We start from the raw sequence: 14,577 nt of genomic DNA on the forward strand, positions 1-14,577 counted from the left end.
ATAAAAAATAAGATAGCAGCATTATACTGCTATCTTATTTTTATAGCTCTTCTTCAAAAACTTTTCTTAATGAATGAACAGATTCAGATTCCAGTGCAATGAGTAATTTCATTCGTGCTTTTGGACCTGTTAATCCATTAGTAAAGATTAATCCCATTTCTCTTAACTGTTTCCCTCCGCCATCATAACCATATGTTGGCTGAACAATCCCCTGATAACATCTTGACACGAGTACTACTGGTATTTCGTCTTGAAGTAATCTTCTTAAGGCTGGTAGCGTATTTTTGGGTAAATTCCCTTGCCCTAGCCCTTCAATCACTAATCCATCAGGTTTGCCTTGATGAATTGCATCCATTATCTTTTCATCCATCCCTGCATATGCTTTAAGTAAAAATACACTTTTAGTTATTTGATCTACTGGATAGGATATCCTCGATAGTACCGTGTGGTGAAATATCACCATATCCTTTGTTATGATACCAATTGGACCAAACGGTGGACTTTGGAAAGTGGCAACATTACTTGTTGATGTTTTCGTAACATTACGAGCCGAGTGGATTTCGTCATTCATCACAACTAACACACCCTTAGAAGAAGCGTTCTCGTTTATCGCAACTCGTATGGAACTAATTAAGTTATAAAGTGCATCAGAGCCTATCTCATTACTAGAGCGCATGGCACCAGTAATTATAATAGGAATTTTTTGATCTATTACTAGATCTAGAAAATATGCCGTTTCTTCTAAGGTATCTGTACCATGTGTAATTATTATTCCGTCGTATTTATGACTAGATTGATTAATTTTTTTGGCCAATGCAAGCATATGGCTCGGAGTTATTTGTGGTGAAGGTAGTGAAAACTCCAGGTGTTCCTCAATATTTGCAAACTTTCTAAAATGAAAAGATAAATCTGTTAATGGATGTTTATTCGTTGTATGTACTTCACCGGTATCTTTATTTTCGAGCATGGATATGGTTCCGCCAGTGTGGATAATTAAAATATTTTTCATTTGATATCACCTTTAATATTAGATTATAAATTTTTACTATATTTTAATTGAAACTAATTATTATGGTATTTTCAATTTTATTGCTTAATGTTACGATTAATGTAACAAATTGGAATGAGGACAGCATTATGTTAACTATACTATCTGCGGGAATAGCACCCGGATTAGCTTTATTATCATTTTTTTACTTAAAAGACCATATAACCGAACCAATTACACTAATAATTCGTACGTTTATTTTTGGATGTCTTCTTGTTTTTCCTATTATGTTTATACAATATGCTTTTTCTACGGATGGTATAGAGAATTATTTTATTCAATCCTTTTTCATCGTATCCTTGTCAGAGGAATTTTTTAAGTGGTTTATTTTTTTGTATGTCATTTATCACCATACAGAATTTGATGCACATTACGATGGTATCGTTTATGCGGTTTCCATCAGTCTTGGTTTTGCTACGGTGGAGAATATCTTATACCTGTTGAATAACGGAATAGAATATGCTTTCTCTAGGGCATTATTCCCTGTTTCTTCACATGCTTTATTCGGTGTAATTATGGGGTATCATTTTGGAAAAGCTAAAACTACCAATAGATTTGTTAAATGGAATATATTTTTAGCTTTATTACTCCCGTTGTTCTTACATGGAACATATAATTATATTTTAAAAGGAATACCGAATAATTGGATCTTTTTAATTGTACCATTTATGATTGTTTTGTGGTTTATTGGACTACGGAGAGTTCGATCAGCACACCAATTACAATTAGATCCACTGCTTCCTATGAATAAGAAAAACGCTTAGTAATCACTTGGAATTGAATTCAATCAAGTGGTTACTTTTTATTTTGTCTGATTGCTAAAGCTTGTTGCTTTATCTTAAGTATTAATCTTAATGAGTTATTGATCTAAAATGCGATGTAACTTTCGCTTGGATTTATTTTCACATTTCGAAGGGATTGCTATACAATCGCTCCGGCAGAATACTTCGCTTTCCGCGGGCACGGCCTCAGCCAGGGTACTTCTTGAATATGCTTCTTCGCCCCCTTGCGCCGAGGAAATATACTTCGGAGCTTAACTGGAAGACGCAGGCGCATCTGCGGGGTATTCGGACACGTGCTGTTCCCGCAGTAGTCTACGTATTCTGCCTACGCTGATGGTAGTAATCTGGTTATGGAGTGGTAGTAACCCATGCTATCAACATTCAGTGAGGCTCTTCTATCCAATACATGTCATGAAGTTGTAATCCACTATTATAGCGGAAGAAATACACGTAGACTCCAGCGGGAGGCTCACCAGCCGCCCGCGGCAAAGTAGACACTGTAAAAGCGACCTAAAGGAGCTTGAACAGATGTCGCACTTGTGCTGGAAGTGAAAGCGAAGTGTATTTCTGGAGCGAGGTTTGGAGCAGTACATTTAATCGCAAATTTCACCGCTTTTTTCATATTAAGTTAATACACATTCTATATAATTAACAACACACAATCTGAAAATCCATATTCTTAAGTACAGTATAAAACCTTCCTCAAAAACCTTCTATTAGTTATCCTATCTAATATTTTTCTTGCAATATTTTAATTGTATTTATAAAACATGCATAAAAACCCTTTTTAATCTAAAAATAGATATTACTAGATGATGATAAAACAGGAGGATTACTATGACTTATAAAAAAATGTTCCTTTTTATGATAATAATATGTTTTCTATCGATTGGCATTCAAACGACTTATCAACCAAAAGAGGTAGATGCATTTACTGAACAAGTTATTCAGCGAGGGGCAGTCGGAGATGATGTAATTGAATTACAAGCAAGGTTACAGTGGATTGGATTCTATCATGGAGAAATAGATGGAGTCTTTGGTTGGGGCACGTATTGGGCACTTCGAAACTTCCAAAAAGAATTTGGCTTGAAAAATGTGGACGGTTTAGCTGGAGCTAAAACAAAAGAAATGTTAGCAAAAGCAACCGAATACGATGAGCAATTTGTAAAAGAGCAAATCAGAAAAGGAAATCGATTTACCCATTATGGTGGTATGGATAAAGGGAAACAAACTGCCCCTCAAAAAAAGAAGGAACAAGAAAAGCAACAACAACAAAAAGAGCAAAACCAAAAAGAAAAACAGCAACAACAACAACAGCAACAAGAACAACAAGAACAACAAGAACAACAAGAACAACCAAATGATCAAGCTGGCGACACGGGAGATGCAGCAAATGAAACTGATCCAGGAGCAGAGGCTGAGGGAGAAGAAAGAACAACTGCGGCAGTTAATGTACCTCAGGGATTTTCTCAAAATGATATAAATCTTATGGCTAATGCAGTATATGGTGAAGCACGAGGTGAACCATATGAGGGACAAGTTGCAGTGGCATCAGTCATTTTAAATCGTGTAGAAAGTCCCACTTTTCCGAATACAGTTTCTGGAGTTATATTTGAGCCAAGAGCTTTTACAGCTGTTGCGGATGGGCAAATTTGGTTAACTCCAAATGACAAAGCGAAGGAAGCTGTTCTAGATGCGATCAATGGTTGGGACCCATCTTCAAATGCAATATACTATTTCAATCCGGATACAGCAACATCTGGTTGGATTTGGGGCAGACCACAAATCAAGCGAATAGGCAAACATATTTTCTGTAAATAGAGAGGTGTGATTACATGATTCGATGGATATTAATAGCCGTTTTAACCATTGGTGTAGTCGGTACGGCTGTTTGGGGCTACCAAGAACATCAAGAAAAAAATGCCATTTTAGTTCAAGCTGAAAACACATACCAACGATCTTTCCATGATCTTTCCTATCATGTGGATTTACTACATGATAAGATTGGAACCGCATTAGCAATGAATTCAAAAGAAAGATTATCACCACAATTTGTTGAAATTTGGAGGTTAACTTCGGAAGCACTTTCAGATGTTGGGCAGTTACCACTTACTTTAATGCCCTTTAACAAGACAGAGGAATTTCTTTCTAATATAGGTGATTTTACGTATCGTACAGCTGTAAGAGATTTGGAGAATGAACCGTTGTCAGAAGATGAAGCGGAGACGTTGAATCAACTATATAATCAATCAGCAGAAATTAAAGATGAATTAAGACAAGTGCAACATGAAGTTATTGAAAATAATTTACGCTGGATGGATGTGGAGTTAGCACTAGCTACACAAGATGAAAAAGCAGATAATACTATTATCGACGGGTTTGAAACCGTTGAGAAAAAAATAGAAGGTTACACAGAAAGTAATATGAATACAGCGTTAATTGGAACATCTTCTAATGAGCATAAGTTTCAGAACCTACAAGGGGATGAAATCAGTCAGTCAAAGGCAATAGATATTAGTAAAGAATTATTTAATGTAAAGAGCGAGGATAAGATCAGGGTAACTGAAAGCGGAGATGGTGCAGATATCCCTCTATACAGTGTATCTTATCGAGATGGAGATAAAAACGCTTATATGGATATGTCACAAAAAGGAGGTCATCCTTTATCACTATTAGTGGATCGACCAATTAATGAAAAAGAATTAAGTTTAAATGAAGGTCAGCAAATAGCAGAAAAATATGTTAAAGACCATGATTTTGATAATATGGAGATCTTTGAAACGACGGAATATAATAATTCAGGGCTATATTCTTTTTTATACAGTCAAGATGGAGTACGAGTGTATTCAGATGCGATAGAAGTAAAAGTAGGTTTAGATAACGGTGATATTTTAGGAGTTACAGCTAGAAATTACTTTATGAATCATAAAGACAGAGAAATTCCAGAACCAGATATTTCTGCAGAAGAAGCCAAGGAAATGGTCAATCCAAGTGTAGATATTCAAGAGGAATTTCTTGCTGTTATTGATAACGATTTAGGAGAAGAAGTGTTGGTATATGAATTTTTAGGTGTATTAGAAAATGACACCTATCGTATATTTATCAATGCAATGGATGGAACCGAAGAAAAGGTAGAAAGAATGGACGGAAAAGAAATAAACTTTGCTGGGTTGTCATAGGGAATGGTCAATAGACCTTTCCCTTTTTTCATTTTTCTGTAATAATAGAAAAAGAAGGAATCGAACATGCTATTGTAATAATATGGGGGAAAATAATGAATATAGGGACACTTCTTACGCTAGAATATATAAAATCTGAAAAAAAAGAAAAATATAAATGTAAGGTAATTGAAAAGAGTGATACATTATTAATTATTGATTATCCAATAAATATCGCAACAAAAAAAACAACCGTTTTAAGAAAGGGGACACAATTAGAAGTTTCCTATGTAGGGGAAGATAATTCGGTATATAGTTTTACTTCAATTATTAAAGGAAAACATAAACTCAATGTACCCGCACTTTCCTTAGAAATACCAGAGAAACATGATATTTCACGTGTTCAACGCAGACAATATGTAAGAGTTGATACAGCTGTTGATTTGGCAGTACATAGCCTTGACCAATCATTCCCTTCCTTTTCCACTGTAACAACGGATGTTAGTGGTGGTGGACTATCTTTTATTATTCCGAATGGAGTAAAGGTAAATGAAAATATGAAAGCTAGTGTATGGATGGTCTTACCAATGAACTCAGGAGAATACCAATATATTTGTGTAGAAGGAGAAGTTGTAAGACTTATTGACCATACCAATACTGCACAAACCGCATCATTAAAATTCAATGCTATTACAAAGCAATCACAGCAGAATATCATTCGTTATTGCTTTGAAGTTCAACGGGAGCAAAGGCAAAAAGAATTAGATTAACATTTGTCCTAAGATTAGACCAAATTTTTTAGGATATGTTATTATTAATAGGTATTTTTGAAAGAAACTTGGCTTTAGCTGCCAAGTTTTTTCAAATAACGCTAAATGCATGTTGAGAGGATTGAGGAATTTCTATGGAAAACAATAGAATTGCTATAGCAATTGATGGCCCTGCGGCTGCAGGTAAAAGTACAGTTGCAAAAATAGTTGCACAAAAACTTACCTATATTTACATAGATACAGGAGCAATGTACCGTGCACTTACATTAAAGGCGACCAACGAATCCGTTGCGTTAGATGATGAAACATCGCTTGCGAGATTGTTGAACAATACTACCATTGAATTAAAACAGAGTGACGAAGGACAACGTGTGTTATTAGACGGGGAGGACGTGACGTTAAGCATACGTTCACAACTAGTCACCAATAATGTCTCTTATGTTGCTAAACATCCGGAAATTCGCCAAGAGATGGTAGCACGGCAACAAGCCCTTGCAAATAAACGTGGAGTAGTAATGGATGGAAGAGACATTGGTACGCACGTACTACCTGACGCAGAAGTGAAAATATTTTTAATTGCTTCTGTTGAAGAAAGAGCCAAACGAAGACATGAAGAGAATATTCTAAAGGGTTTTTCTTCCGATTTAGAAGAATTAAAGAAAGAAATTGAACAACGAGACCTTATTGATTCTAAAAGAGATGTAGCTCCATTAATAAAAGCAGAGGATGCTATTGAAATTGATACAACATCATTATCCATTGACGAGGTAGCTCAAAAAATATTATCGGAGGTTTATCAAAAAATGGAATAGAGGGGAGTAGCAAATGAGCTTATATAAATTTGCCAAATTTGTCGTTTCGTTATTATTCTACCCTTTGTACCGTATTCAAGTAATAGGGAGAGAAAACATTCCTAAGGAAGGGCCAGTTATTATTTGTTCGAACCATATTTCCAATTTAGATCCCCCGGTAGTAGGTATTACTTCAACTAGAGACGTAAATTTCATGGCTAAGGGAGAATTATTCGAAAAAGGATTTTTACGTAAATTATTAATAAATATTAACGCTTTTCCAGTAAAACGGGGAATGAGAGATCGAAATGCACTTAGAAAAGGATTAGATATTCTGAATGATGGTAAAACGTTAGGGTTATTTCCTGAAGGTACGCGAAGCAAGTCAGGACAATTAGGAAAGCCATTAGCAGGTGTGGGATTTTTCGCATTACGGTCAAATGCTAAAATTGTACCTTGTGCAATTATTGGTCCATATAAACCACTGAAAAGACTGCAAGTTATTTATGGAAAACCTATTGATTTTGAATCATTACGAGGAAGTAAAATATCTCCACAAGATGCTGCGGATGTTATCATGAAAGAAATTGGAAAATTAATGAAATAGATTGACTTTACTTGACAAATAAAAGTAATTATTAGAAGTTATATAAGAAGGTTTTTATTTGATAGAATTGTACAGCAATTATATTAATTACCAATTTACTTGTTTTAACTTAAGGAGGAAGCAAATATGAGTGAATCAACAAACGAATTTCCTGAATTAAATGTAGGAGATACAGTACAAGGAACTGTTGTAAAAGTCGAAGATAATCAAGTTCTTGTGGATATAGGCTTTAAAACGGAAGGAATTGTACCACTTAACGAACTATCTAATCTTTCTATTGAGTCAGCCTCCAATGTTGTAAATGTAGGAGATGAGTTATCATTGGCAATAAAAAAGCTCAGTGATGATGAAGTTATTCTTTCCAAAAAAGCTGTTGATTCTAATAGAGCTTGGGAAGATCTAGAGGAAAAATATAGTAACGGTGAAGTGTTCCAAACAGAAGTGAAAGAAATTGTAAAAGGTGGACTAGTAGCCGATGTTGGAATACGAGGATTTATTCCTGCTTCATTAGTGGAAGCGCACTTTGTCGATGATTTTTCAGATTATCTTAATAAACAATTAGATGTTAAAATTGTTGAATTGGATAAAGAACAAAATCGAATTATTCTTTCCCATCGAGCAGTGGTTGAGGAAGAAGCGTCAGCTAAGAGAAGTAAAGTTTTACAATCTATTGAAGAAGGTCAAGTACTAGAAGGTACAGTACAGCGAATTACGAATTTTGGTGTTTTTGTTGATCTAGGTGGTATAGACGGATTGGTACATATATCACAACTTGCACATGAACATGTTAATAAAGCTTCGGATGTTGTATCTGAAGGTGAAACAGTAAAAGTGCAAGTACTATCAATTGATCGTGACAATGAGCGAATTTCATTATCACGTAAAAAAGTTCTTCCAGGACCTTGGGCAAACATTGAAGACAAAATTAAAATTGGTCAAGCTGTTGAGGGGACGGTTAAACGTTTAGTGAATTTTGGTGCTTTCATCGAAGTTCTTCCAAATGTAGAAGGTTTAGTTCATATATCACAAATTGCTAATCGTCATATTGGTAGCCCACAAGAAGTGTTAGAGGTTGGTCAGACCATAACAGTGAAGGTTTTAGATATTAATGAAGCAGACGAACGGATGTCTTTAAGTATTAAAGAAATAGAACAAGAGCAAGAAGAAAAGGAATATAAACAATACCAAAAAGACGAAGATCAACCAAGTTTTCAATTTGGAGATATTATTGGAGATAAATTGAATAAATTTAAATAAGGATTAATAAGTGGAATTTTAGAATGGGCTTGTCTACATTCATTCAACCTTTATGGTGGATGGATGTAGACAAGCCCTTTTATTATGTTTAATTTTAAGGTTTAAAAACAGCTTTGGTTAGTAATAATAGGAATGGTAGGTGGGAACATTGATCAATGGATTATACTTTTATTGGATTTCTTGGACGCTTTGGGTAATTGTAACTTTTTTTATGAAAAAGAATACAAAAAGAACCTTACTTTCGTACTGGATCTTAGTGTCTATTATCGTATCAAATGCTTACTTTACATTTGATTATTATGATATTTCATTAACATTTATCAGTATACTGATTGGGGGTTTTTTGCTTTTTCCACATATTTCAAGAATGGTTTATCATATGTTTTGTACGTTTACCATGATGATTGGTTATGCAAGTATATTAATCTGGGAAGGCCAGGCTCCTATTTGGTTGTTTATGCCAAGATTTGTATTAATACCGCTCATCTGCATTTTCATGATATGTATTCTTGTAAGAGGGCTGTATCCAAGAATTACAGTAGCATTAGTTGGTATATGTAGTGGAGAATTTTTATATAGCCATATGCTTTCCAATTATTATATTTCTTATGTAGTAGGTGAGATGATATTTTTTGATACGTTGTCACTCATCTTATTTATCATTATAGGGATAGAATGGATACGAAAATTAAAACGAAAACTATTTTTAATCCTACGAAATTATAAAACTAACGTTGAGGTGGCAAAATGAATGAATATCTCTATCCAATTGTATTTGGTGTTATTGCTGGAACGGTAGCACGTATGTTTATGCTAAGAACAGATTATCGTCAATATCCAACTTATTTACATGGTAAGGTGATTCATCTATCGTTAGGGTTTATCGCTGCCGGATTAGGATCCGTAGCTGTTCCGGCAATATTGGAAATGGAATTTACCGCTGTTACATTTTTAACTGTAGCAGCTACTCAATTTCGTGAAGTAAGAAATATGGAGAGAAATACACTTACAGAAATTGATGACTATGAATTAGTTCCAAGAGGAAAAACGTATATTGAAGGAATTGCTATTTCATTTGAAAGCCGAAATTATTTAGTAATTTTAACTGGATTTATTAGCACATTGTTTTACATATTATGGAATGTCTATGCAGCAATTATTGGAGCAATAATTAGCCTAATCATAGGCAAGATATTGCAAAGTGGTTCAACCATGAAGGAAATTGTTGATATTGATCATCATCCCGTTCATTTCGATGGAGCGGGTCTTTATGTAGATAACATTTATATTATGAATATCGGTTTGAAAGAACGACAGGAAGAAATTTTGAAATATGGAATGGGGTTTGTTTTAACACCAAAGAATATGAATTCCATTACGACAATAGCCAACTTAGGCCAAAGACAAGCTATATTACATGACATTTCAATTTCATTGGGTGTTATTCGTGATTCTGGAACACCTGCATTAACGCCGTTAATTAAAAGAGACCTTGATGATGGCAGAATTGGAATATTTATTTTGCCTCAAATAAGAGACGTAGATAGAGCGAAAAAAATAATTGGTGCAGTTCCAGTGTTGGAAAATGCTATAAGGATGCCCTCCCAATCCAAGGTGCATAATAAGGAGGCCAAGTAATTCATGAAACTAGAAAAGGCAATTTTGGCTGTCATTACTACAGATAGATCGAGAATCTCAGGCGGTGCTCCCATATTTATTTGTGATAATAACAATGAGCTTGAAAAGTTGGCGGCAAATTTAGAGGCCATTACAGATGGGATAGCACATGCGTTAAGTGATGAAGTATTTATTATCGTTAAACACTAAAACAATTGTTAATATCATTTACTTTTGCTAGAATAAGATGAAACTCCATTCAGCGGAAGGATGCTTTCCGGAATGGTAGTTTTAAGGATCGGGGTTAATGCCTTGTGGAACTTTTGTTTTCTTGGTATGTACACGCAATTAGAGTTCGTGACATCTGGGATATATGAAAGGTGTATAATATAATAAAATGTAAAGAAAAGTATGAGAAAGGATGTCCCTTTCATGAGGAAATCTGTAGTTGCAATTGTCGGGAGACCGAATGTAGGTAAATCAACCATTTTTAATCGGTTAGTAGGAGAAAGAATTTCAATCGTAGAGGATATACCAGGCGTTACCCGGGATAGAATTTATGCACAAGCTGAATGGCTAACAAAGTCATTCAATGTAATTGATACTGGTGGTATTGAAATTGGAGATGAACCTTTATTGGTACAAATGCGTCAGCAAGCGGAAATTGCTATTGATGAAGCTGATGTAATTATTTTTATATTGAATGGAAAAGAAGGAATAACAGCAGCCGACGAAGAGGTTGCGAAATTGTTGTTCAAATCTAATAAACCTATTGTTTTGGCAGTTAACAAAATCGATAATCCAGAGATGCGAAATGAAATATATGAGTACTATTCCTTAGGATTTGGTCAACCATTCCCAATTTCTGGTGCACATGGCTTAGGATTAGGCGATTTACTTGATGAGGTTGTTAAGCAATTCCCTCAATCCGAAATGGAGGAAATCGATGATGAAACGATCTCATTCAGTCTTATAGGTAGACCAAATGTCGGGAAGTCCTCATTAGTAAATGCATTGTTAAATGAGGAACGGGTTATTGTAAGTGAAATAGAAGGTACGACTAGAGATGCTATCGATACAAAATTACATAAAGATGACCAAGATTATATCATCATTGATACAGCTGGAATGCGTAAACGAGGAAAAGTCTATGAAACGACAGAGAAATATAGCGTTTTGCGAGCACTCCGAGCAATAGAACGATCCGATGTCGTTTTAGTTTTAATTGATGCGGATACAGGGATACGCGAACAAGATAAAAAAATTGCAGGTTATGCACATGATGCTGGAAGAGCAATAGTCATTGTTGTAAATAAGTGGGACACAGTCGAGACAAATGAAAAGATAATGAAGGAATTTGAAGGAAAGATCAGAGCACATTTTCAATACCTTGACTATGCACCGATTGTATTTTTATCTGCAAAAACCAAAAAGAGATTGCATACATTATTACCAGCAATAAAAGTGGCAAGTGAAAATCATGCCAAGCGAATTCCAACAAATGTATTAAATGATGTGATCATGGATGCGATTGCCATGAATCCTACTCCTACTTTGAAGGGGAGACGTTTAAAGGTACTTTATGCTACACAAGTAGCTGTAAAACCGCCTAGTTTTGTTGTTTTTGTCAATGAACCGGAGTTAATGCATTTTTCGTACCAACGATTTCTGGAAAATAAGATTAGGGATGCCTTTGGATTTGTTGGAACACCAATAAAAATCTTTGCACGAAAGCGTCAATAAGGGGGAAATAATAATGTCTAAAGTTGCAGTTTTAGGTGCCGGTAGTTGGGGGACTGCATTAAGTATAGTATTAGCTGATAATGGACATGATGTGCGTCTTTGGACACATTCCAAGGATCAAGCGGAGAAAATTAATTCCACTCATAAGAATGATAAGTATTTGGAAATTATGATTCCTGAAAAGATTAAAGCATATTCTGATCTAGAAGCAGCTTTAAACGGTGTTACAGATGTAGTTCTAGTTGTTCCAACGAAAGCAATTAGAGAAGTTTGTCATAATCTAAATCGTATCGTTAAGAACCCTGTGCGTATCATTCATGCATCAAAAGGAATAGAACCTGGTACTTTAAAAAGGGTTTCTCAGTTGATAGATGAAGAAATGGACAATTATAACTATGAGGATATTGTCGTATTATCTGGTCCAAGTCATGCAGAAGAAGTGGCAAAGCGTCAACCAACAACAGTAACAGTAGCATCGATAAATGAGGAATACGCGAAACTTGCTCAAGAGCTATTTTTTAATGAGTCATTTCGTGTGTATACAAGTAATGATGTTATTGGTATTGAATTAGGAGGCGCATTAAAAAATATTATTGCTTTAGGTGCCGGTATATCTGATGGATTGGGTTATGGTGATAATGCAAAAGCAGCCCTTATTACAAGGGGGCTTGCTGAGATAACTAGATTAGGTACCTATCTTGGAGCGAACCCATTAAGTTTCCTTGGACTGCCAGGTGTTGGCGATCTGATTGTAACGTGTACGAGTGTTCACAGTAGAAACTGGCGTGCAGGAAATCTATTAGGAAAAGGCAAAAACCTGGATGAAGTATTGGATCAAATGGGGATGGTAGTTGAGGGTGTACGTACTGCTGAAGCAGCTTATCAATTTGCAGCAGAAGAAGATGTAGAGATGCCTATAACTACCGGTATATATCAGATTTTATATAATAACCAAAAACCGAAAGATGTTGTTGAACAATTAATGAATCGTGATAAACGAGAAGAAATGGACGATTTGGCTACCTTATTACGTAATCGCTATACACGATAACAATAAATGCCATCCTTGCATATACTATTTTGAATTACTATAGCAAGGAGGCGAGCGCGTGAGCAATAAACACAAGAATGCTTTTGACAAAATACAGGCTGACACGAATATTAATCCAAAAGATATTTATAAAGTAGCAGACACAGTCAAGAATGCAGACTTTTCGGATGAAAGGACTGTTAGAAAATTGGTTCGTCATCTAGCGAAGATGGCCAATAAACCAATTTCCAAAGAGAAGGAAGACAAAATTGTACAATCTATTACAAGTAATAAAGTACCAATGGATATGAACGCATTAAATCAATTATTTAAAAAATAGACGTTTCTGGGCAAGTGAGGATACAACCTCGTGTCTACTCGCATAAAATGAAACGCACAAGCATTCATAGATAGGGTTGCTGTGGGTATTATTTAGTCAACCGGGATGGAGAATAGCCCCTCTTCATCCCGGATTTTTCTATGCTCTCTTGACAAAATTGTGTATTTCTTTGTTTTTGATGCCTAGTGCTGTAAGCATATGATATAATACCATGTGGAATAATATAGCACCATAAGGAGTGGAAACATGTCTCAATCGATGTTAAATATGTGGATTTCTTTTGCAGGTATGGGATTTTTAATAATCGCTATTGGGCTCATACTACTGAGTAGATATAAATTAAAAGGGGTACTGGCTGGCATTGTGGCTAGTATTGCATATATCTCATTATTTTTGGGAGCGATCATAATAATATTTATCGTTTTTAGTGGGCCAACTGGTTAACAGATCATAGGAGGCATATTCAATGAAGTTTACATATTTAAGGATAAGTTTTTTGTTCGTAATTCTAATACTTTTAAGCGGATGCCTGTATCCAAATGGAGAATTAGAAAAAAACCAAGTACCAAATGAAGCACAATTAAATACGATTCAACATGCAATCGAACAGTATCAAGAACAAACAAATGGTCTTCTTCCAATAAAAACAAAAGAAAATGATACACCAATCTTTGAAAAATATTTAATCGATTTTTCTGCATTAAAAGAACAAAACATAATTACTGAAATACCAGGAAACGCATATGAAAATGGTGGGGTATATCAATATGCGATCATTAATCCAGAGGATGATCCGCAAGTAAAATTAATTGACTTGCGAATCACGGAAGAAATAAGAAGAATTAACGTACAACTAGATATTTATCGAGACAAACATATTTATCCACCATTTGGCGAGGAAATCGCTGATGGGTTTTACAGTGTTAACTATAAAGTGCTGGGCTATGAAGAACCATTAACCATTTCGAGTCCTTATTCAGCTGAAAATCTTCCCATTATAATGGATACGGATGGAAAACTATATGTAGATTATCGAATAGAATTAAACAATGCACTAAATCAGTATGAACATCAATACACGGATGGAGATGATATTCGTTTTCTACTAGCAAATAATACACCGTTCGTCCCAGCATATTCCTTCCCTTACACTATACGTAATGGGGAACCTGTTTTTATGCAGGACTAACCACCTTTCCTATAAAATAACTATAATATTTTTTTATCATATAATCTCCCTTGAAACATATATTGTTGCAAGGGTTTTTTTAGGTCCTAGAACATAGTTGTAGGAGATTATAAACTACGAATGATAATTTTTTACCATTAAATTAATTTCTTTTACACATATTAAGTCATATTTTGATAGGACAACATCATAGACTTGTAATGTCAATTATTCGTAGTTTGTTTATTAATATTGTAGTTAGATCG

At 35.0% G+C, this 14,577-nt stretch carries 16 protein-coding genes; 15 read left to right on the top strand and 1 reads right to left on the bottom strand.

Going from position 1 to position 14,577, the window contains the following annotated elements; all coding sequences use genetic code 11:
- Positions 1–40: 40 nt before the first annotated feature.
- Complete coding sequence (locus tag ACFSTA_RS13155) at positions 41–1,009, bottom strand: asparaginase (protein WP_377557186.1); 969 nt, start codon at positions 1,007–1,009, stop codon at positions 41–43.
- A 128-nt stretch (positions 1,010–1,137) separates the two neighbouring features.
- On the opposite strand from ACFSTA_RS13155, the gene prsW reads away from it, so the two are divergent.
- The 15 genes from prsW to ACFSTA_RS13230 all read left to right on the top strand — a co-directional run bounded on the left by prsW (position 1,138) and on the right by ACFSTA_RS13230 (position 14,332).
- Positions 1,138–1,812, top strand: a complete 675-nt coding sequence (gene prsW, locus ACFSTA_RS13160) for a glutamic-type intramembrane protease PrsW (protein WP_377557187.1) — start codon at positions 1,138–1,140, stop codon at positions 1,810–1,812.
- An 855-nt stretch (positions 1,813–2,667) separates the two neighbouring features.
- Entirely contained in the window at positions 2,668–3,651 is a 984-nt protein-coding gene (gene sleB / locus ACFSTA_RS13165; RefSeq protein ID WP_377557189.1) for a spore cortex-lytic enzyme, read from the top strand.
- A gap of 14 nt (positions 3,652–3,665) precedes the next feature.
- Positions 3,666–5,009, top strand: coding sequence for a germination protein YpeB (ypeB, locus tag ACFSTA_RS13170; protein ID WP_377557190.1), 1,344 nt, complete (start codon positions 3,666–3,668; stop codon positions 5,007–5,009).
- 95 nt (positions 5,010–5,104) lie between these two features.
- Positions 5,105–5,758, top strand: a complete 654-nt coding sequence (locus ACFSTA_RS13175) for a flagellar brake protein (protein ID WP_377557191.1) — start codon at positions 5,105–5,107, stop codon at positions 5,756–5,758.
- A gap of 134 nt (positions 5,759–5,892) precedes the next feature.
- Positions 5,893–6,570 carry a (d)CMP kinase gene (gene cmk / locus ACFSTA_RS13180; protein WP_377557192.1) on the top strand — a complete coding sequence of 226 codons (678 nt, stop codon included), beginning with the start codon at positions 5,893–5,895 and terminating at the stop codon, positions 6,568–6,570.
- A gap of 13 nt (positions 6,571–6,583) precedes the next feature.
- Positions 6,584–7,156 carry a lysophospholipid acyltransferase family protein gene (locus tag ACFSTA_RS13185; RefSeq protein WP_377557193.1) on the top strand — a complete coding sequence of 191 codons (573 nt, stop codon included), beginning with the start codon at positions 6,584–6,586 and terminating at the stop codon, positions 7,154–7,156.
- Positions 7,157–7,282: 126 nt separating this feature from the next.
- Positions 7,283–8,413: a 30S ribosomal protein S1 gene (gene rpsA / locus ACFSTA_RS13190; protein WP_377557194.1), complete on the top strand. Its 1,131-nt coding sequence runs from the start codon at positions 7,283–7,285 to the stop codon at positions 8,411–8,413.
- Between the two features lie 148 nt (positions 8,414–8,561).
- Positions 8,562–9,164, top strand: a complete 603-nt coding sequence (locus ACFSTA_RS13195; protein WP_377557195.1) for a YphA family membrane protein — start codon at positions 8,562–8,564, stop codon at positions 9,162–9,164.
- Entirely contained in the window at positions 9,161–10,051 is an 891-nt protein-coding gene (locus ACFSTA_RS13200) for a YIEGIA family protein (RefSeq protein ID WP_377557196.1), read from the top strand. The genes ACFSTA_RS13195 and ACFSTA_RS13200 overlap by 4 nt, the downstream gene beginning before the upstream one ends.
- Before the next feature lie 3 nt (positions 10,052–10,054).
- Positions 10,055–10,240: a capping complex subunit for YIEGIA gene (locus tag ACFSTA_RS13205; protein WP_377557197.1), complete on the top strand. Its 186-nt coding sequence runs from the start codon at positions 10,055–10,057 to the stop codon at positions 10,238–10,240.
- Between the two features lie 222 nt (positions 10,241–10,462).
- The gene (der, locus tag ACFSTA_RS13210) at positions 10,463–11,773 is read left to right on the top strand and encodes a ribosome biogenesis GTPase Der (RefSeq protein WP_377557198.1); all 1,311 of its coding nucleotides are present in this window, start codon (positions 10,463–10,465) and stop codon (positions 11,771–11,773) included.
- A gap of 13 nt (positions 11,774–11,786) precedes the next feature.
- Positions 11,787–12,824, top strand: a complete 1,038-nt coding sequence (locus ACFSTA_RS13215; RefSeq protein ID WP_377557199.1) for an NAD(P)H-dependent glycerol-3-phosphate dehydrogenase — start codon at positions 11,787–11,789, stop codon at positions 12,822–12,824.
- 58 nt (positions 12,825–12,882) lie between these two features.
- Complete coding sequence (locus ACFSTA_RS13220) at positions 12,883–13,143, top strand: stage VI sporulation protein F (RefSeq protein ID WP_377557200.1); 261 nt, start codon at positions 12,883–12,885, stop codon at positions 13,141–13,143.
- A 246-nt stretch (positions 13,144–13,389) separates the two neighbouring features.
- Positions 13,390–13,587 carry a DUF2768 domain-containing protein gene (locus ACFSTA_RS13225; RefSeq protein ID WP_377557201.1) on the top strand — a complete coding sequence of 66 codons (198 nt, stop codon included), beginning with the start codon at positions 13,390–13,392 and terminating at the stop codon, positions 13,585–13,587.
- 22 nt (positions 13,588–13,609) lie between these two features.
- On the top strand, positions 13,610–14,332 hold the full coding sequence (locus tag ACFSTA_RS13230) for a hypothetical protein (protein ID WP_377557203.1): 723 nt from the start codon (positions 13,610–13,612) through the stop codon (positions 14,330–14,332).
- The last annotated feature ends 245 nt before the right edge of the window (positions 14,333–14,577 follow it).

Source organism: Ornithinibacillus salinisoli (assembly GCF_042684965.1).
Classification (GTDB): Bacteria; Bacillota; Bacilli; order Bacillales; family Amphibacillaceae; genus Ornithinibacillus; species Ornithinibacillus salinisoli.